Origin of the sequence: Vibrio sp. 1CM24A, from assembly GCF_023161725.1 — a bacterium.
In the GTDB taxonomy this organism is placed as follows: Bacteria; Pseudomonadota; Gammaproteobacteria; order Enterobacterales; family Vibrionaceae; genus Vibrio; species Vibrio coralliirubri.
In genome coordinates this window covers 86942-105306 of the sequence record NZ_JALNTS010000012.1, presented here as the reverse complement: position 1 = coordinate 105306, position 18365 = coordinate 86942, and the positions used below count along the sequence as shown (strand labels likewise).

Genomic DNA, 18365 nt, shown 5'->3' with positions numbered 1-18365 from the left:
ATTGTATGAAAGTATTTAGTAAGTCTCGTTTAGCGACGTGTGTGTTAACGGCCATTCCTGTGATGGCGGTAGCGAAAGACACAGGTAAGCTTGAAAAACTCGGTTCTGAGACGACTGGCATTGAAATCACTAAGCCGAACCAAGACCAAGACAGTTCGCGTATTTACCTAGAACAAGGTGCTATTTGGGCAAGCCGTGACATCACTCGCTTTGACCCAGTGCTCGACGTCAGTGTTAGCGATGAATTAGAAGTCGAGCAGGGGACATTACGAGACAGCGTAGGTTTCACCATTACCACCAACTATGGTTACTACATCAAAAAGTATCAGTTGGAAGTGTACCGCGTGGGTGACTTTGGCTTGTCTGAGCCAATCGCTGTGCTTGAAGGCGATAAACTGGCGAACGACTCTGACATCAATTGGGATGGTCAAACCGATGTTGACTATCAGTTTAATGTCGGTGAGCAGCTGATGTTCCGCCTAAAAGCGTGGGACAAAGATGGCAACATGGATGTGACCACCGTTGGTGTGACTGACTTAGTCAAGCCGGACTCTGAAGTCGAGATCGATCGAAACGATAACGACGATGAAGAGAGCAAAGATAAAAGCTACGGCCAAGCTAAGTTGATGCGTCACAACATCCCGACCAATGCGGGCTTAGCGAAATTCATCGGTACCGGCTTAAAGGGCGTAGATAAAGTCATCATCGGTGAAGACGAATTTGATGTCGAAGATGGCAACTTATACGCAGAGCAGTACTTACCTACAGACTCCTACATTTTCCCTACCAAGGTTGTGTTTGATAACGGTGATGAACGTCGTTACAAGCTTTACGTTCGTATTCCAGATACGTACTACGCACAAACCGGCTTGGCTGATCTTTATGTTGGTAAGAATAATGTGTCTGGTAATAGCGATGCATTAAGTGTCGATGACCAGTACCAAGATGACATCTATAACCAAGGTCGTTTAGCGTACTTTGGTCAGGGTAAATTTGGTGACAAGCTTCGCGTGACCACTCACTTCGATACTCGAGAAAGTGAGATAAAGGATATGTTCAAACATCCGTTCGCCTCCGACGATTCGGATGTGTTCGATATCCTTGAAGACGACGATGAGCTTTATTACGGCAACTATGGCGATAGCTCAAACATCGAAAAAGTGGTCAACACCAAGGGCAAGGTTTACCTCAATGTTGAATACGATAAGTCTCAATACTTGTGGGGTAACTACAACACGGGTTTAACAGGCACCGAGAACAACGATTACAACCGTAGCCTCTATGGTTTCAAAGCCGATTATCGCACTCGCGACACCACGCAGTATGGTGAAGATCGTTTGAACGTGGTCGGTTTTACCGCAGAAGCAGATTCGTTGTATGCACACGATGAGTTCTTGGGCACAGGCGGCTCTCTGTACTTCCTTCGTCACGGTGAAGCGGTACCGGGAAGTGACAAAGTTTACGTCAAAGTAAAAGATGAATCTGGCCTAGTGCAGAATGAAATCCCACTTGAGCCGGGCGTCGACTATGACTTTGACCCGTACCAAGGTCGAATTATTTTGACCAAGCCACTCGATAACATTCTATCCGACAGCTTTGGTAGCGTGATAGAAAACGGAGACGACTACGAAAACTTTCTGGTTGTTGACTATGAGTACGTCCCACAAGGTTCAGACTCATTGGACGCGATGTCTTACGGTGGTCGTGCCAAAGGCTGGATCAACGATTACATTGGCGTTGGCGTGACGTACGCGACCCAAGAGAAAGACAACCAAGACTACGAGTCTTACGGCACAGACTTAACGCTACGTGCCACTGAAGGAACCTACATTAAAGCTGAGTTTGCGCATAGTGAAGGCAGGCAAACCGAGTCGAATTTCGTCTCTACTGATGGTGGTTTAACCTTTACGCCGATTGGCGACACATTGGAAGACCGCGAGGGTGATAGTGTCCAAATCACTGCTGTCACCAGCCTTTATGACCTTGCCCCAACCATCTTTGGTGCCGTTGGTAATGACTTGAAACTTTGGTATCGAGACAAAGACTCGGGATACAGCTACGCGAGCAGCAGCGATGATTTAGAGCAAGAGGCATACGGTGCCGAACTTCGTTTACAAGCCACCGATCGCTTGGCAGTTCTCTCTCGCTTCTCGACCAATGAAGAGCGCGATGTCGATGGTAATCTAGAAACAGATACTGAAACGATTGAGATCGAGACTCAAGTTAAAATCACCGAGCACATCAAAGTTTCGGCGGCAGGGCAACAAACTGAAGAGCTTAACCAAAACGACGAGCACAGCGATGCGACCTTAGCAGGTGTGCGTTTGGAATACATGTGGGACAGTGAGAACAGCGTTTACGTCAAAGGGCAAAAGACCGTCGATCAGTCGGATGACTATGATGAAAACGACAGCGCGTCGATTGGTGCTGAATTCCAAGTGTTGGAAGACTTGTCTCTTGGCGGTGAATACACCGATGGCGACCGAGGCCAAGTAGCAGAAGCTACCGTGACTTACGATGTATCCGATGAACACTCAACCTACGTAACTTATGTAGATGATAACTACGAAGGCCAAAACAACGTGATTGTTGGTCAGCGTGCAGACCTCACCAGCAGTGTCGACTTTTACCAAGAGAACCAGTTTGTTGATGAAAACGACGGTCATGGCCGTATCGACTCGTACGGCTTTGGTTACGACGTGACGGAAGATGTCGAGATGGGGATCGGTTATCAACTTGGGGAAATTGAAGATGACCAGAATATCACCACAGAGCGTGAATCTATTAGCTTCAATGCTTCAATTGACCTAGATGACATCACCCTAAGCCACAAATTTGAATACCGAGTAGATAAGAGTGAAGACGATCCAGACATCGCTCAGCGAGAACTGCAACAAATCGTGACCACCAACCGTTATACGCATCACTTAACGGAAGAGTACACGCTATTTGGTAAGTACAACTACTCCATCACTGAAAGCGAAACCACGGGCGAAACCATAGCGCAATTTACTGAAGCCACTGGCGGCCTTGCGTATCGTCCGATCTACAAAGATCGACTCAATTTACTGAGCCGCTACACGTATATTGCAGATTTCGATCAACTGGATCGCGATGTGGATTATCAAGACGAAACCAGTCAGATCATTGAAGTTGAAGCGATCTATTCGATCGACCAACACTGGGACGTCGGTACTAAGTACGCCCATAAAGACAAACAACAAGCTTTTGAACGAGCATCTGGTTCGAATGAGCTGGTTAAAAGCGATATCGACCTATACGGATTAAGCGCTTCTTACCGCGTGATGAAAGAGTGGGATGTGACGGGTGAATACCATTGGAAAACAGACACTCTCAACGATGAGCTAGAACACGGTGCATTAGTTTCGGTGAACAAGCACATTGGCGAGAACTTTAAAATGGGGATTGGTTATAACTTTTCTGCGTTTGATAGTGACTTAACCAATGATGATGACTACGACGCATCCGGTGTGTTCATTAACTTAGTCGGTAAGATCTAAGCCAGCCCAAAAGTGGGATGAAAGTTAAGAGTTGAGAATTCGAAGTGACAGTTAAGAGTAAGATGAAAACAATTATTTTCCTAATAAGCGCAGTGATGAGTACTTTGCTGCTGTCCGGCTGTGCAACCGACACGTACGTGAGTCAGGAGAACCGAGACAAGTTTGCTGGCATAGACGTGTCTAAGTTTTTAATCAGCGAGTGTTTGGCGCCAGAGCGTGAGGTGCATATCGCCATCGCAGAGCATTTTGCGTTTGATAAATACCAATTGCGTGACCTCGACAAGATCAACTTGGATACCTTTGTAAAAGAGATCAGAGGCTTGAAAGGGCGTATCACGATTGTCGGCCATACTGATTACAAAGGTTCTCTGGAATACAACGAACGTCTTTCACAGCGCCGTGCTAAATCGGTCGCAGATTATTTGAAAGGGCAACTAGACCCAACGCAATATGACTGGGAAGTGAAACATCTTGGTGAGACTCAACCTCTTCTGTTTGGTAAGACAGATAAAGACCGAGCGGAGAACCGCCGTGCATTTATCGTGTTTGAAGAAGCTCAGAAATACGAAGAGATGCCTTTCTGTGAGCCACCAAAACCAGAACGTAAAGTTTATATGGCAATGACGCCGCACTTCGATTTCGATAAGTCAGTACTCAAGCAAGAAGACCTAACTCAGTTAGATGACTTCACAACTAAATTGAGCGGCCTACAAGGCAGCATTATGGTGGCAGGACACACCGACCAAGCGGGTTCACTTTCTTACAATGAAAAACTGGCAGAGCGCCGCGCAGAAACGGTGGTTGAATACCTCAAAACCAAACTCGACCCTAAGCAGTTCATCTGGGAAGTGAAGTCATTTGGTAAGTTGCAGCCTGCGATTAATGAACGCTCTGAAAAAGCCGATGCATTAAACCGCCGCGCGTTCATTGTGTTTAAAGAGTCTGATATTACCGCAGAACAGCAAGCGCTTGCTGGCAGTGAACAAGAGACGTCGAGCAGCGAGAGCGATTAGAGATCACCGAAGAATAACGAATAGATGTCTCTATAACAAAACGCCCCATACGTTGGGGCTTTTGTTGCTTGAGTGTCAAGATGAAACAATCAATGTATTTCTGGGTAACTGCCTTTTATCTTAGCCAGTTGCGTTTGTACTCTTTCAAACTTGAGTTCTTCATCGAATGACATAAGAACTTCCCCTTCACTTTTTGTTTCTAATCGAATATCGAATAAGCGGTTGTTAGCATTGATAAGATCACGCCTGAGTTGTGGTGTTAAATGCTCCGATACGTGCAGATATGTCGAATCCCAAATTAGGAAGTAAAGTGTGTTGTGAGTAAAGCCAACAATCCCCGAGCTCTTTCTTGTTGTGCCATCAGATAAGGTGTTCACAAACGTGAATACGCCGTTGTTAATGTAGACATGTAGAGAACGCTCAGGGTTTGCGAGGTGACTTTCAAGCGTAAATTGATAGCTCATAAGCTTGAGCCAAGGACTGAGCAAGAGTAGAGCAGAAAGTATGAATGACACTTTCCACAGAGAAAGCCTACCAGAAGCCCAAGTTGCCCTTAAATTGAATGTCTTCGATCTTTTCATGTTCTAACCGTTTTTTCATATAAATAGTTTTTTTATCAGAGCTTAACTGTGCGACATTAATCTTTGAGAGGTGCTGTATTGAGTCAAGTTTAAGCACCTCACTGTCGTCTATGCGGTGGTTAAGAAATTCGTAATCTCTGTCTAAAGAGATCATGAATACTGTATTGTTGAGGACGGCATATATACCGTATCCTTTTCGAACTACTTCGTGTGGCAGGAACTGCACGGACGAGTACAGCCCATGATTAAACTGCAAATGGGTTTCAGCGTGCTGCTCAGTATGACTGCCGTATATAGAGAACTCTCCCCCCGTCGCGTTGATATAAGGTAAGGCCAAAATGGCGAGAATGATGATGAGTGGTCTTTTGAAATTCATGGCAACCTCAGTTGTAAATCGAGTAATAAAGCGCAAAAGCGTATATCCAGATACATGCCGTTAATATCAGGTCCTCCCAGCGAAGTCGTTTGTGTTCATTATCAAAGTGGACAACGCTTGGCTGGATACGCGGTCGCTTTACCCTCGCGCTCAAAGTGCGTGACATTACAGGTTCTGGATCTAACGTTTTCGGTCGTCTAGCAACCGTACTCGGTTTGATGTTGGGTAGTTCACCTTCTTCGACTAGTTGAATCGCAGTCGGTATCAGCAACTTATAGCCATGCGATGGCACCACGCGAATTTCTGAATCAGGAATCAGGGATTTAACCTTCTTCCTGAGGTGCATGATGCAAACATTAAGCGAATTTGGGCCAACCACACGATCTGGCCAACCTGCCTGTTTCAATTGCTGGCGAGTACATGGCTTATAACTGTTTTCATAAAGAACACTGAGAATATTAAACTCAATAGTACTGAGAGACACTGAATTCAAAAGAATCAGTGGCTTGCTCTCATAGAGCTCGAGTGCGTCTTGTTTTGAGTTCAGGTGCAACAACATAGCTTATTCACAACGTGTGTTTGGAAGTAACACAACATCACCAGCATAGATCAGGTCGATGTCTTTGAGTTCAGCAAATTTGCGATTCAGTTGTTCAAGTTTCTCGAAACTGATCTGGTGATTGTGAGCAATTTTAATCAGCCAATCGTCTTGTTTCACAACGTAGCGGACCGGGTGGCAGGTTTGAGGTTCCACTTTAGGTTCATACGTTGTCACTTTTGACGTTGAAGTCACACTGAGGTCGTTGTACACAATCGGTTCAGGTTCTGAGTTATTTTGTGTCAGAAAGTGATAGCGCATGCCCAAGGTTAGAACTTGCAGATCTTTTTCAGGGTTATCGCTAAAAATGAATTTATAGCCAAATTTCATAGTGAGTTGATCGTTGAACTCATATTCCACGCCAAGTTGACTGATGGGAGACCATGTATCGCTTTCCCATAGTGAGCCTACACCAGCATAAAGGTTGTAGTGGCGAGATAGTGGGATAGTACCAAGTAACGAAATATCCGTGCTGTTGAATCTTTGTTCCTCAACTTCTGAATAAGGAAGGTCCGGTTCTTTCATGGTTTTGATGTGCCCGTAATAGCCAGTACTGGCCTCGACTGACCATGTTTTTGTTAGGTCGTAACCTAAAAGAATTTGACCACCAAATGCAGTATCAGACACTTCAGAGTTAGTTTTCCCTGCGTTGGTCACATCAGCGCCAATATAAAATGGTGATGCATCAGCTAAACATAAGCTCGGCAGCACCAACGCGCCCGCAATAAAGCTTTTGGCTATTAGCGTATGATTAAACAATATTTTCATTAGTAAAGTTCCTCAAACATGACGGTGAAATTTCCTGAATAAGTACCGGTTTCCACGTCTGTCGAAGGAATATTTTGGTAGTTAACATTGAGATCGAAATTGATCACTGAGCTTGGTGATTGAATCGCATAGCTGGTTTGGTTATTGTCGAGCTGATTGACGCCATTCTTAACCCAGTCTTTATCTTCACAATTCGCTTCATTGCACTGAATAGAGTAGGGAATGGATGTATTGCCTGACGCCGACGTAAGTTCAAACTCATTGGTCAATAATGTCATCGACAAGCCAGTACTGAACTGGCCAATTGCCGTGATATTGAATGTGGTTTGAGCTGAGACGGTATGGTTAGTGGTGTCATAAACTGGGCTCAGTACACCATCACCGCTAACGTCAATACTCTCTAAGCTATTAGGTGTGTAATCGATATTCACAGTAAAAACGTCGGGCAGAATACGGTAGGTCAACGCCCCGCCTGAAGAGCGATAGTAGTATTTTATGTCAGCTGGAATTGTTGCCGTATACACACCTTTTTCCTGGCCTTGAAGCGAGTTCAATAGAGACGTTGTATCTATGTTGAACGTCGGGCGATAAAAATAAAACGGTGTGACTGATTGCGAATACTCAAGTGAAAAACTGGCACTGCAGTTTTGGGTATCGCTGTCACCGAGCGTCACAATATTCCCCGATAATTGAGACTGGCTACATGTAGGCGTTACAAATTTATTATCACCGCGTGTGTATGGGTTGGATGCTGTGTTGTATTGCAATCCATTAACCGCAATAGCCGCTTGGACACTTTGGCCTGCATTGCTGGTTAATGTCATGGTGTCTGGCTTGTCTGTAACAAATGCACTAGGCAAAAACTGACTGGTTGTAGTGAGGCCATTTGCGATAGACCAATCACTCAGGGTGTATTGGTTCCCACCGAGAGTGATGGCATTTTCAAAACGTACTTGTTGCCCCTCAATATTGATATTAAGAGTGGCAGCGTAGTTAGGCATAGTCGCGAACAGTAGCGACAATAAAACGAGTCGTTTCATTACTTACTCTCACTCAGAGTGACATCTTGACGGTAACTTTCATCGTGATTAACGACCGTTACTTTTAAGTTCGAGGGATCAATGTTTTTCGGTAAAGGGTAGCTACGCTCACGGCCAGCAAGAGACATGATCGTGACTTCACAGTCTTCTGTGACTTCATCTGTGCATTGATCGATGTGAGCCCGTACAAAGCTGTTGCCCGTGTTGTTGATGTGTAGCTCACCGTTGTCCCAAGACATCGAGTAATCAATATCTTGAGTTTGTGCTGGGATAACAAACAAAGGGCGGTAGCCAAAGTTAATGGTTACTGCTGAGTTAAGCTTGCCTTCAGGATCGTATGGAGAGGGCTCGAAGCTCACTAGGTAGTACTGGTCTTCGGTGAAATCGCATTTGCTGCCACACAGAGAGCGTACGCCAATTTGCTTCTGGCGATGCGGCTCTAGAATGGTTTTGTTGTGAGTCAGCGTTACACGCCAGTCTTCAAAGTTATCTTCAGCGTAAGGCACACGAGTGATCTCTCCGTCTTCAACCATCAACTGCGTAATGTTGGATTGAATGAATTCGGTGATCTTATTGCTGTTCGTTAGAGTGAAGACGCCGTTTCCGTACTCGTCTCCAATCAGTAACATGGTATCGACGTTCATCGCATTAACAGAGGTTGTAAGTGCAGCAGTCAGTAAAATAGGAAGCTTTTTCATAATCAGTTACCTTCAGGTCGGTTAAGTACAAAGTTGTGCTCTCGTAGCGATTCCGAATTGGCGTAGCGAGCAACATTTTCTATGTGTTGACGTTGTTGATGACTGAGTTGAAGATCCTTATTTACAGTCAGGTAAACAAAAGAAGTACGACCTAGACGAGTGGTAATAAACTCCATCCCGCTGTCGGTCAGTGCATACAATTGTTCGTTCAGTGTGTTGATGTCATCGAATTCACCGATGTACATCACGTTAATTTCTTTGTTGTTACTCACCAACATCATTGATTCCATTGGATTCAAGTTTGGTTGGCAGAAGTTGGTCCCAAAGTTCAGCTGTTTCGCATCATCGACAGTCGGCAAGTAACATTGTTGGCCGTTACTGGTCAGTGCGAACTGTTGACCTTCTTGTACATCTACTTTGTGAATGCCAGACGTAATGCTTGATACGTTCAAACATGCTGGGCCTTCACATTCAATGTTGTGTACATCGTTGCCGAAAATGTCCTTGAATTTACTAACAAAGCTGATCACACGGCTCACGTTCGAGTTCAATTCAATGACCGACCCGGGGTGTGTGTAGCCTGTTACTGACTGTTGGCCAGTGTTGTGTAAAGCGACGCTTTCTACATCAAGCTCTATCGTTGCAGCTTGGTAGTCGTCTAGGGTAATGACTGCTCGGTCGTTGTAGATGTACTGTTTGTTCATCACCTGATCATCGGCACGTACAACCACTAAGCCTTTTGTCTTTTTCTCGTCGGTATCAAAACGGATATTGTTTTGGGTATCGATTACCACATAAGCATCGCTTTGCGCGGTAGTGAAATTCACGCTCTCACCACCAATAATTTGGGTGCTACGCAATGTAGCGTTTAACGCTTTTTCGCCGTTGTTCGCAGCGTAGACAAAGCCGTCAGCTTGGTAATGCTGATCTCGTTTGGCGGCATACGCCGTTACATTAGTTACCGCTGCGTTCGGCGAGTTAACGTAGTAACTGTTGCTGGCAGTAAGTCGTAAATCTGTGTCTTGGGCTTCGACCAAATCTTGTGTCTCTAAGCTGTTGGTGTATTGGCTAAAGCCATTCTCTGTGATCGTGACTCCCGTATTGCCAGTCAGCTTCGATGAAAGAGGCACCGACCAATTTAGAGAGATGGAGAGCTCACCATCGTCCCAATTTGACGTCAGTTGTTCATTGTTGAAGGTGACGTTTAGGTCGAGAGTTGAATCGACAATAAACGGTGCACTTAAACCAGAAGACAGTGACCAGTTACTTAGCGAACTGTTGTATAAATTACTTTGTTCGATGTAATTCACTGAGCTATACCCACGCACCGTGTCACCAATGGTGTAGCTGGTGGAAATACCGAGCTGTTCTTTGTCACTGGCTCCGTATAAGTGTTCAGCAAATTGGTTTTGGTCTGGGTTATTCAGGCGCTCATAAGTAAAGCCCAAGCTGCCAAGGTTCCAGTATCCAGATACATACCAAGCCTCATTGTCGATGTTAGAAAGGAACATTTCATAGCGGCTATCGAAGGGTAGGTAGCCTTTAAAACCTAACTGACCCATCGCATGTTCGGTGGTCAACGTGCTACCTATCGCGACCGTTTGTGTATCCGACCATTTATAAGCCAATGCACCTTGGAAAAAGGCAACACCTTCAAATACGTTAGATGAAGACAAGCCTGATGGTTGGTCTTCGTCACTCTGATAAGTGTTGTTGTCTTGGAATTGGCCCGCGGCAACCGAGTAATCGAATTCACCAGTATTCAATGTGTCTGTATTTGCGTTGTAAATTCGTACCGATTCAGAAGAAACCACTTGCGTACCCGCAGAGATCTCAACAGTCACGTCATACACGCCATCTGGGAGTTCTGAGTAGCTGATGCTTCCTTGACCTTCTTGTACAGACTGCTGCACGATGATTTGGTCATCGCGAAAGATTTTTAACACACCTTGGGTCTGTGCATAGAAGTACAGTGATTGGTCTTCGTTTTTAGCGGTACGACTTAGGTTTTTGCTCGAAGACAAATTCACGTTTACGTCATGATATTGAGTACTGTTGAGCAAGAAAGAGGTACTGTTAAGCACCAAGCGATCTTGGTGATAACCTGCTGTTAAACGCAGGTTTTGATACTCAAGGTTGTAATAGCCGTAATTGAGCTCAGACGCATCTTCTTGGTTGCTCAGGTAGGTGTCTAAATGAACCGAGCCATAAGGCAGCCCTAAGATGAATTGATCACTTAAATTCACATTCAAGTCGTCTGAAAAGTCGCTTGATGTGTACAAGCTTGCGTTGTTGATCAAGCCTGGATTTGCGTTGTAAGTCGACGCGTAATGCTTCTTGAGTGCTTTCGGTTTGCTCTTTTCAAGCAGCTCTTTGTTAACGTATAGGTAGAGCTTGTTTGAGTGGTAATCATAGAAAGTGTCGTACGTTTTAGGAGTAAGGCTACATAAGTTCAGGTCACCCTGGCAGTCAACAGTATTCGACTGACCGCGAGCAAACCCGGCAACTATTTGCTTTGCTGAGCGCTCATTTAGGCCTGATGACATCAGTTCCTTTGCAACTGCGGTTGCATCTTCAGGATTACTGAATTGCACTGAATCGTAAGTTACAGACATAGGAATCGTCATGTAACGACCATCAATGTTTTTTAACTCGACATCGCGTTCTTGTTGCGAATAAAAATCTTCAAATCCAGCTGGGATTGAAGTGTTTCCATTAGCAGAAACCAGGTGTGACAAGGTCAACGAAGCTAAGATCGCTGTTGTAATCAACGTGCTATTTTTCATAACGAAAGCTCCGCTAAAACAGATAACTGGCCTTGGCACAGGTTTGAGCCTGTCGGTAAAGCTCCAAAAGATAAGATGACGTCGTATTCGCCACTCTTTAGGTCGTCTGATGTGGTGTTGAAATCCATCAGAACTGGGGTTGATGACGTTAAGGGTTGTTCAGCGACAGTGACATCAACAAGGTCTGCAGGCGTTGTTAGTGCCTGTTTCTGAATATCGAAACACTGAGCTGTATTGCCTGTCATGAACAACTGGAATCGAGTCGACTGATCCGAACTTGGAATATCGGTCTCGACCAATAACTGTGTTGTAGCATCTCGAAAAGTGTCGGTTTTTGGATCGACCTTTAGCGATAAAGAAGAAGGGGAAAACGCGACTTCTGTAATCTGATAAGAGAAAAAGTGTTTCTTATCGATTTCACTCGTTAACTGGAACGTATGAGTTTCTGCATTGGCATAAAGACTCATAGCGCCTGCAGTCAACAAAGTGATAAGTGGGCGAGTTAAGTAATTCACAGTTTTCCCCAAACCACTTAAAGCGCTGCTACGTAGCTAGCTGCCATTTGTACGATAACTTGAGCTTCACCCTCTACAGGCACGTCTGATACTTCAGAAGAGTTTCTTACGCTAAGTTGAACATAACCACCAGTTACTGAGCCGACTTGACCTAGGGTTAGCTGTGTCTGGTCGTTGTAAAGCTCAACGGATGCGTCTTGAGTTACTTGGTTCCCAATCAGCACTTGAGACGTTACGTAAGTCCAAGTTGCTTCTGGCTGACGGTCACCGATAGTTTGGTCTTCTGGTGTGAAGTCACGAGCTTCTAGAACCACGTTAGAAGACGTGAAGGTTCCATCAGTATTTACGTACAAGCTACCTGGTTGAATCTCACCGCCATTTAGGCCCGTGATGATAAGGTTCGAGCTAGGTACTGAACCGCCAATCACGCCACTCCAAATTGCATCCGCAAGTGCTTCATCTGCTGCATATACAGCGCCAGAAGTCATTGCAAATGCTGTTGCGCCCATCACGAAAAAGTTATTAAGTTTCATGTTTCTCACCTATTGTTTAGAAATGTATGTATAAAAATAAAAGGTGCATTGGAATCGAGATTTCCTGCACACTTTCGAGGTGATTGATTTGACTTCAACGGCGTATGAATTGGAAATAAAAGCACGTTAATAGTGCTTTATACGCAGTTAATAACGTTTAATTTTTTAGATTTACTACAGTTAAGTGGCTGATAATTCGTGTTTTATGTTTTTTTAGTCTACTTTTAGTAGGTAGTGCGAATGCAGGGAAAAGAATGTTTAAAAAACTTTCTATAGACACAGTAAGAAGAACCATAACTTTGATAAGCAGCGACTCGGGGCAAGAAAATCAGCCCTTAGAACTGAATCGAAGTGAATATAATTTGCTGTTGGCTTTTTGTGAGTCACACGGAGAAGTGATTGATAAACAGGTTTTGATTGAGAAAGGGTGGCCAGGAAGAGTCGTCGGTGAGAACTCTTTGGCCGTTGCCATTATGAAGTTACGAAAAAAGCTAGACAGTTTGGAGCTAGGGTTTGAAGTGAACAACTTGCCCGGAGAAGGGTATGTATTCATCAATGCGATGAACATCGAGATTGTTCATGATGAGTCTGCCGCCAATAGTGACAATGTCTTGGAGGTTAACGAGTTAGATCATGAAAAAGAATTAACTCAAGCGCCGACTTTACAAATTGATGAAGACCATACAGATACGTCTATTAATTCTATCCAAGAAGAACAGCCTGCAACATCTAACGTATTTCGTCGTTGGAGTAAGAAGCCTGTGGTATGGGAGATCACCATCGCATTGTTTATTGGATTGATCACTTTCTATTTTGTCTATCGTGAAGCTTTCGAATGCTTTGAATGTTTTGGGGGAGGTGTTGGTGGTTAGCCTTAAATCCCTGACTCTACGAATTGGGTTGTTTATCGTGGTGCTGTTTTTAGTGCCATGGTTTTTGTCTTTAGGTACATACTTTTCTGGTTACGCCCATTTTGAAGACGACGAACACGATATTATCTTGAATGCTAAGTCAGGCTTTTACAAAACCATTCACAGTTATGAAGGGCAAGTGTATCGAGTCCACCGTGGTATCTATGCTTCCTTGGGAGATTCTCTCTATTTTTTTTCATTAGATGGAGATTATGAAGAGGGACTAGATCCTGAATTTGCAGCCAAGGTAGTGGCAAGTGACCTTGAGAATTATTTCCGAGGTTTGACTCATGTGTACGTCTCTGAGAAGAACGGAAATATGGTAGGCCTTTTACAAAAAGACGACATAAAGAAAACGTTTGATCAAGTGGTGATCCAAGGGCGGATAAGAGTATGGGATTAACGAGAAAAACAAAGATTCTGTCCATTATTTCCTTACTTATATTGCCGCTGTTGGTGCCATGGGTGAATGCTATGTTTAGTGACTTCGAAATCAACAGTCACTTTGATGATCGTGAGGTCACTTTGATTGGCTCGCATGGGCGCTTCAAAGCTCAGGCTGCTTATCATGACGGCACGCATGCAGTGGGAACAGGGTATTATGGCACCTTCTTTGATACGATTTATCTTTTGACTGTTCGCACTGATAAAGTCGTTGAAGGCGACCCTAATAACTTAAATGCATTCCTACGTTCACACCAAACTTTGATGGTTTACAAAATTAAGAAAAACGACGATGGGCACTACATATTAAGAAGGCTTGAAGAAGATCCTCGACTGGGTATGCATGAAAGCCAGATAGAAGCCGTAGGCTTTTTTGGTCCACTGTCCTCAATACCGACACCTGAAGTGAATCAAGCATTATAAAATGTACTTGAAGGATGCATAACCAGACGTAAGTTCAAAAAGAAAGGCTAGAAGTTGATCTAGCCTTTTGTAACCTCGCTTTAATCCAAAAATATCAGCTCAACGTTTCATGGTTTTACAACAGTGATTGAGACATGAACCTGTGATTAAGCAATACTTATTCTGATGGCAAATTCTGTTTCAATTCCAGAAGCATTCGGTAGGCACTTTCTCCTGGCATCTCATACGGGTTGAACTGATCTGATGTTGAAAACTGTAAATTAACCAGTTCAGTTAGGCTAGATTGTGGAATATCACCCATAGACCAATCACCAAACTGCCTACAATCGATCTCTTTGAAATATAAAATCATGACGTTTTTGTGTCGCGTGTCATTCAAGATATGATTGTAAGTATGGTTCACTGCGGTTCTCGAACCTTCAATACATTGCAGGAAATACTTATCATTGTGGCTTAGAAGGCCTGTTAAATGGCTTTGCTTATTGCGGTCGTGTGAAATCTGAAGAATGTCGTTCAAAGCCTGAGAATCGCAACTTTCACAGAGCGTACTGACATAAATTAACCGAGTTAGGAACATAGGCATCATTTCGAATTTTTGTACAAAGGGTATTAATAAATATAAGCCAAGTTCATGGAATTGCGAGTCATTGATTTAATTGTCACTCGGTGGCTTTTGGAAGAGAAGAGGATGGGGATGAAGTAGAAAAGGGCCGGTCGCAAGATACGCTAAAATGACTTGAATTTTGGCCATTCAATTATTTTAGCGATCTGCTTGTGAGCTCTTTAGTTGTTTAGAATTGAAATCGATTCAACGTTTGAAGACGCATCAAAACGAACATTGACCAACACACTCTCTCGTTCGAAAGTCACATCATCAAAGTCAGTAGCCGCGATCTTGAATCCATTTCTTGCGAATAAACTCGTCACTGTTGTTCGTTGTTTCTGTTCCATAGCGCATGTCAGTAGTTCATTCATCGTGATCTCCATTAGGTAACCGTGTGCATAATGTAAGCGTACAGCCTCTTTATTATGAGATCAATTGCTTAATTAATAAGCTATGTTGATATGTTCAATTGAATGATTTTGGTATTCAAAAAATCGATAATCAAGAGGGAGGGTGAATGTTCTGATTATGGAAGATGGGGTGTTATGTGACCGTGGTTCAGCATTCCTAGAGCGTGAGATTCATTGCAAAAATCTCGTTGAAATAAGTAGTTACAAAGCAGGGTGAACCATGCCCGCTGTTTAGTATGTTCGGTCGATTATCGGAATCACTATCGGCCTATATCTAACTTAACTAAAGCACATCGATTTACGATGAGTCGACTCCTCAATAAATCTTCTTTTATCTAAATTTTGTATGCTAAATGATGTTGTTATAATTGTTATTAATTGCATATGCTTGATTTTAATATTGGTTTGATTTATAAAACAAGCATTCGTTCATTAACTTCATGATTATATTAGTTTTTACTAACCTTTAAATAACATGGAGAAAGGCGGTGAATAAGAACCAAACACGCAACAGGTTAGCGAATTTAGTGCGACTTCGTAGGTCATACAAAGCATCAGACTTTCTGGTGAGTTCTGATGAACTCCGAGTTAAAAAAGATGTGTATAGCTTACGTAAAATCAAACAGTTAGAAATTCGTCAATTGGGTCTTAAAGAAAACGCAATCAATATCGTTTCGTTGGCTTTAGTCCTCTCGGCGGCGACTTGGGCATTTGTTCCTCAGTTCGGTTTACCAATGCTTGCACTGACCTTTATTTTGGCGTTTGTTACATGGCGACGATATGAGTTGCGTGCAGAGTTTAAAGGGGCCGATGAAACTGGCGACCATTGGGTTTCCGTGGCGCGCGGTTGTACTCGAGAAGAGTTCAAAGTATTGAAAAACGTTGAATTGGCTTTACGCGATCAGCTGTCTTAGTGGCTAGATCTGTTAAGGTTAAGGTCTTATAACCGTTAAGCTCCCATAATCAACAAGGCTCGTCATTGTATGGCGAGCTTTTTATTTTCTGAAATACACAGATAGTGCAGGTTACTTTGAGAGGCCAATGCTTATATGTGTAATGGGGATTGATATGAATCTTAAGTCACGGCATTTGTGATGCTCTTTGTGGTTTTGAATATAGGGAGAGGGTGGAAATGAATACACGAGTCAGTGAGAGTTCTTTTAAAAGGCTCATCCAGTTAGTTGGTTGTGTTTTGATTATAGTGTTGAGCAATAGTCGACTCTCCAATGCTCAAAGCATCGAGTTTCCTACTTGTGTACAGAGCGAGGTTTTGAATACAGAAATCCACCTTTATGTTGATGAATCGGTGTTAGATGAATATTCCAAAGCATTTATAGCCTCTAAAATAGCGACATGGGAAAGCTATTCGAATCTGGTGTTAAAAAACTCCTGCGTCCCTATGACGAGAAAAGTCACTAAGGTGATTTATACGTCTGAAATCGACAGCCTTTGGTTTCAAGATTTGAGCGCAGCAGAGAGGTTATTAAAACTCTCGATGGAAGAACCGATTCCAGAAACAACAGAAGACGGCGTCCCCATTTTTACTGGGATAGTATTTTCTAATTATAATTTTAGCTTTGAGTCTGATTATTGTGGTATGTCATCTTCGGTATCCTACTTTTTTTCTTTAGCGATAAACTGCCCTGATTACTTAATGGAGCATGAAATTGGCCATTTAAGTGGTGCTAATCATGACTATAAAACGTTATTGAAAGATTTTGATAGTATAGAAAGTTACATTTCTGGAACGTATCCAAGAGCTCCTCAATATTCCTTCGGTGCAATTTGTGCTGACAGAGGGACAGTGATGTCTTATGAGCGAGATGTTATACCTGCATATTCCAGCCCGGACATCAGAGTGGATGGCATAAAGTGCGGGGATAGCAAATACCACAATAATGCGAGAGTGCTTAGAGAGTTCGCACAAGCTTATTTAACCCTATGATTGCCTAGTTGCTAGATTGGTAGTCATCCGATTTAGTTACTTTATTATTAATGATTATTATGAGATTAATGACTGCTGTGGTCGCGACTAATCCCTCTAGAACTTAGACCAAGAACCATACCTAAGCACCAAACCAAGGAGAGAAGATGCAAGTAACTATTAGGTCCGCCATACCAAGCGAATTGGCCGCCATTTATGCATTGGTTATCTCAAACGATGAGTGGACGAAGTTTAACGGCCCTTATTTTCCATACTCACCGCCATCACTAGAAGAGTTTGAAAGCCGTTCGTTTCAACGGTTACTCAATGGATCTGACTTACAGTTGGTGGTTGTAGACGATGTGCCTGTAGGTACTGTCAGTTGTTATTGGGAGTGTGAAGAGACACGTTGGCTTGAAGTCGGAGTAGTCATTTATAACTCCGACTATTGGGGGAAGGGTATTGCTGCGTTAGCTCTTCCTCTTTGGGTATCTTACCTATTCGAAAACAAGCAGATAGAGCGTGTCGGTTTAACCACTTGGTCGGGTAATCCGCGGATGATGTCACTAGCCCTCAAATTAGGCTTCCAGCAAGAAGCTAGGCTAAGAAAAGTGCGTTATTACCAAGGCGAGTATTATGACTCGATTAAGTATGGTCTATTGCGTTCTGAGTGGCTGGAAAGCAAATAGCCATAATTTGAGTTAGCTTGTTGTTTTACTGAACTTTATAAGTCGTGTAGTTCAAAGTGGTCACTTGTGATCTTTAAATCTAAGACGGGCGTATTTCTTCCAGTTTATAAAGGAAGAGTATGCATGATGCTATCTAAAGAGAATGAATCAAGAATTATCGAAATGGCGTGGGAAGACAGAACGCCGTTTGAAGCAATAGAACTGCAATTTGGTTTAAATGAATCGGAAGTGATTCGTTTTATGCGTAGCCATCTCAAGCTTGGCAGTTTTAAGCTGTGGCGTTCACGTGTTTCTGGGCGCTCGACCAAGCATGTAAAACTACGCAGTTCGGACGTTTCGAGAGGTTATTGTCCGACTCAGTACAAGCACCGCTAGATAGGGACTTATTTAGTCAGCCCAATGACATTTCATTATGGAATAAGAAAGGTGGCGTAGTGCACTGGACGCACAAAGACCCTCGTAATCATCACACTCATGGTTGGTTGAAGCATAACGGGAAAGTATACGAGTAAACACCTCCGAGACTTTTCC

The 18365-nt window shown here is 43.4% G+C and carries 20 protein-coding genes and 1 pseudogene; 10 read left to right on the top strand and 11 right to left on the bottom strand.

Going from position 1 to position 18365, the window contains the following annotated elements:
• The first annotated feature begins 5 nt into the window (after positions 1-5).
• A complete protein-coding gene (locus MSG38_RS22075; protein WP_248402626.1) occupies positions 6-3521 on the top strand; it encodes a hypothetical protein in 3516 nt (1171 codons plus the stop codon).
• Between the two features lie 62 nt (positions 3522-3583).
• Positions 3584-4534, top strand: coding sequence for an OmpA family protein (locus MSG38_RS22070; RefSeq protein WP_248402625.1), 951 nt, complete (start codon positions 3584-3586; stop codon positions 4532-4534).
• Between the two features lie 89 nt (positions 4535-4623).
• Here the strand turns inward: MSG38_RS22070 and MSG38_RS22065 are convergent, their stop codons facing one another.
• The 9 genes from MSG38_RS22065 to MSG38_RS22025 form a co-directional block, all read right to left on the bottom strand.
• A complete protein-coding gene (locus tag MSG38_RS22065) occupies positions 4624-4998 on the bottom strand; it encodes a hypothetical protein (protein ID WP_248383701.1) in 375 nt (124 codons plus the stop codon).
• Between the two features lie 67 nt (positions 4999-5065).
• On the bottom strand, positions 5066-5491 hold the full coding sequence (locus tag MSG38_RS22060) for a hypothetical protein (protein ID WP_248402624.1): 426 nt from the start codon (positions 5489-5491) through the stop codon (positions 5066-5068).
• A 7-nt stretch (positions 5492-5498) separates the two neighbouring features.
• A complete protein-coding gene (locus tag MSG38_RS22055; RefSeq protein ID WP_248402623.1) occupies positions 5499-6050 on the bottom strand; it encodes a helix-turn-helix domain-containing protein in 552 nt (183 codons plus the stop codon).
• A gap of 3 nt (positions 6051-6053) precedes the next feature.
• Positions 6054-6857 carry an outer membrane beta-barrel protein gene (locus MSG38_RS22050; RefSeq protein WP_248402622.1) on the bottom strand — a complete coding sequence of 268 codons (804 nt, stop codon included), beginning with the start codon at positions 6855-6857 and terminating at the stop codon, positions 6054-6056.
• Positions 6857-7897, bottom strand: a complete 1041-nt coding sequence (locus tag MSG38_RS22045) for a hypothetical protein (RefSeq protein ID WP_248402621.1) — start codon at positions 7895-7897, stop codon at positions 6857-6859. The genes MSG38_RS22050 and MSG38_RS22045 overlap by 1 nt, the downstream gene beginning before the upstream one ends.
• Complete coding sequence (locus MSG38_RS22040) at positions 7897-8595, bottom strand: hypothetical protein (protein ID WP_248402620.1); 699 nt, start codon at positions 8593-8595, stop codon at positions 7897-7899. The genes MSG38_RS22045 and MSG38_RS22040 overlap by 1 nt, the downstream gene beginning before the upstream one ends.
• 2 nt (positions 8596-8597) lie before the next feature.
• Complete coding sequence (locus MSG38_RS22035; RefSeq protein WP_248402619.1) at positions 8598-11381, bottom strand: TcfC E-set like domain-containing protein; 2784 nt, start codon at positions 11379-11381, stop codon at positions 8598-8600.
• A complete protein-coding gene (locus MSG38_RS22030; protein WP_248402618.1) occupies positions 11378-11896 on the bottom strand; it encodes a hypothetical protein in 519 nt (172 codons plus the stop codon). The genes MSG38_RS22035 and MSG38_RS22030 overlap by 4 nt, the downstream gene beginning before the upstream one ends.
• Before the next feature lie 17 nt (positions 11897-11913).
• The gene (locus tag MSG38_RS22025; RefSeq protein WP_050621916.1) at positions 11914-12429 is read right to left on the bottom strand and encodes a hypothetical protein; all 516 of its coding nucleotides are present in this window, start codon (positions 12427-12429) and stop codon (positions 11914-11916) included.
• A 254-nt stretch (positions 12430-12683) separates the two neighbouring features.
• On the opposite strand from MSG38_RS22025, the gene MSG38_RS22020 reads away from it, so the two are divergent.
• The 3 genes from MSG38_RS22020 (at position 12684) to MSG38_RS22010 (ending at position 14207) form a co-directional block, all read left to right on the top strand.
• Complete coding sequence (locus tag MSG38_RS22020; RefSeq protein WP_248402617.1) at positions 12684-13301, top strand: winged helix-turn-helix domain-containing protein; 618 nt, start codon at positions 12684-12686, stop codon at positions 13299-13301.
• Positions 13294-13743, top strand: a complete 450-nt coding sequence (locus tag MSG38_RS22015) for a hypothetical protein (protein ID WP_248402616.1) — start codon at positions 13294-13296, stop codon at positions 13741-13743. The genes MSG38_RS22020 and MSG38_RS22015 overlap by 8 nt, the downstream gene beginning before the upstream one ends.
• A gap of 71 nt (positions 13744-13814) precedes the next feature.
• Positions 13815-14207 carry a hypothetical protein gene (locus MSG38_RS22010; RefSeq protein WP_241486943.1) on the top strand — a complete coding sequence of 131 codons (393 nt, stop codon included), beginning with the start codon at positions 13815-13817 and terminating at the stop codon, positions 14205-14207.
• Between the two features lie 157 nt (positions 14208-14364).
• On the opposite strand, the gene MSG38_RS22005 is transcribed toward MSG38_RS22010, so the two are convergent.
• Entirely contained in the window at positions 14365-14784 is a 420-nt protein-coding gene (locus MSG38_RS22005; protein WP_248402615.1) for a BLUF domain-containing protein, read from the bottom strand.
• Between the two features lie 206 nt (positions 14785-14990).
• Entirely contained in the window at positions 14991-15182 is a 192-nt protein-coding gene (locus tag MSG38_RS22000; RefSeq protein ID WP_004734640.1) for a hypothetical protein, read from the bottom strand.
• A 527-nt stretch (positions 15183-15709) separates the two neighbouring features.
• Here MSG38_RS22000 and MSG38_RS21995 point away from each other — a divergent pair.
• The 5 genes and pseudogenes from MSG38_RS21995 to MSG38_RS21975 form a co-directional block, all read left to right on the top strand.
• On the top strand, positions 15710-16135 hold the full coding sequence (locus tag MSG38_RS21995; RefSeq protein ID WP_248402614.1) for a hypothetical protein: 426 nt from the start codon (positions 15710-15712) through the stop codon (positions 16133-16135).
• 218 nt (positions 16136-16353) lie between these two features.
• Positions 16354-17166: a hypothetical protein gene (locus tag MSG38_RS21990; protein WP_248402613.1), complete on the top strand. Its 813-nt coding sequence runs from the start codon at positions 16354-16356 to the stop codon at positions 17164-17166.
• Positions 17167-17312: 146 nt separating this feature from the next.
• Positions 17313-17834: a GNAT family protein gene (locus tag MSG38_RS21985; protein ID WP_193842264.1), complete on the top strand. Its 522-nt coding sequence runs from the start codon at positions 17313-17315 to the stop codon at positions 17832-17834.
• Between the two features lie 123 nt (positions 17835-17957).
• On the top strand, positions 17958-18209 hold the full coding sequence (locus tag MSG38_RS21980) for a TIGR03643 family protein (protein WP_017065384.1): 252 nt from the start codon (positions 17958-17960) through the stop codon (positions 18207-18209).
• A gap of 38 nt (positions 18210-18247) precedes the next feature.
• A pseudogene (locus MSG38_RS21975) lies at positions 18248-18346 on the top strand (DUF3465 domain-containing protein); the annotation flags it as partial.
• Between the last annotated feature and the right edge of the window lie 19 nt (positions 18347-18365).

What these genes read in the sequence shown, in the direction of transcription:
- MSG38_RS22075 (WP_248402626.1), top strand. Translation starts at nt 6, where the DNA reads ATGAAAGTATTTAGTAAGTCTCGTTTAGCGACGTGTGTGTTAACGGCC.
- MSG38_RS22010 (WP_241486943.1), top strand. Translation starts at nt 13,815, where the DNA reads ATGTTTAGTGACTTCGAAATCAACAGTCACTTTGATGATCGTGAGGTC.
- MSG38_RS21990 (WP_248402613.1), top strand. Translation starts at nt 16,354, where the DNA reads ATGAATACACGAGTCAGTGAGAGTTCTTTTAAAAGGCTCATCCAGTTA.
- MSG38_RS22025 (WP_050621916.1), bottom strand. Translation starts at nt 12,429, where the DNA reads ATGAAACTTAATAACTTTTTCGTGATGGGCGCAACAGCATTTGCAATG.
- MSG38_RS22050 (WP_248402622.1), bottom strand. Translation starts at nt 6,857, where the DNA reads ATGAAAATATTGTTTAATCATACGCTAATAGCCAAAAGCTTTATTGCG.
- MSG38_RS22070 (WP_248402625.1), top strand. Translation starts at nt 3,584, where the DNA reads ATGAAAACAATTATTTTCCTAATAAGCGCAGTGATGAGTACTTTGCTG.
- MSG38_RS22040 (WP_248402620.1), bottom strand. Translation starts at nt 8,595, where the DNA reads ATGAAAAAGCTTCCTATTTTACTGACTGCTGCACTTACAACCTCTGTT.
- MSG38_RS22060 (WP_248402624.1), bottom strand. Translation starts at nt 5,491, where the DNA reads ATGAATTTCAAAAGACCACTCATCATCATTCTCGCCATTTTGGCCTTA.
- MSG38_RS22035 (WP_248402619.1), bottom strand. Translation starts at nt 11,381, where the DNA reads ATGAAAAATAGCACGTTGATTACAACAGCGATCTTAGCTTCGTTGACC.
- MSG38_RS22000 (WP_004734640.1), bottom strand. Translation starts at nt 15,182, where the DNA reads ATGAATGAACTACTGACATGCGCTATGGAACAGAAACAACGAACAACA.
- MSG38_RS21980 (WP_017065384.1), top strand. Translation starts at nt 17,958, where the DNA reads ATGATGCTATCTAAAGAGAATGAATCAAGAATTATCGAAATGGCGTGG.
- MSG38_RS22045 (WP_248402621.1), bottom strand. Translation starts at nt 7,897, where the DNA reads ATGAAACGACTCGTTTTATTGTCGCTACTGTTCGCGACTATGCCTAAC.
- MSG38_RS22065 (WP_248383701.1), bottom strand. Translation starts at nt 4,998, where the DNA reads ATGAGCTATCAATTTACGCTTGAAAGTCACCTCGCAAACCCTGAGCGT.
- MSG38_RS22055 (WP_248402623.1), bottom strand. Translation starts at nt 6,050, where the DNA reads ATGTTGTTGCACCTGAACTCAAAACAAGACGCACTCGAGCTCTATGAG.
- MSG38_RS22005 (WP_248402615.1), bottom strand. Translation starts at nt 14,784, where the DNA reads ATGTTCCTAACTCGGTTAATTTATGTCAGTACGCTCTGTGAAAGTTGC.
- MSG38_RS21985 (WP_193842264.1), top strand. Translation starts at nt 17,313, where the DNA reads ATGCAAGTAACTATTAGGTCCGCCATACCAAGCGAATTGGCCGCCATT.
- MSG38_RS22020 (WP_248402617.1), top strand. Translation starts at nt 12,684, where the DNA reads ATGTTTAAAAAACTTTCTATAGACACAGTAAGAAGAACCATAACTTTG.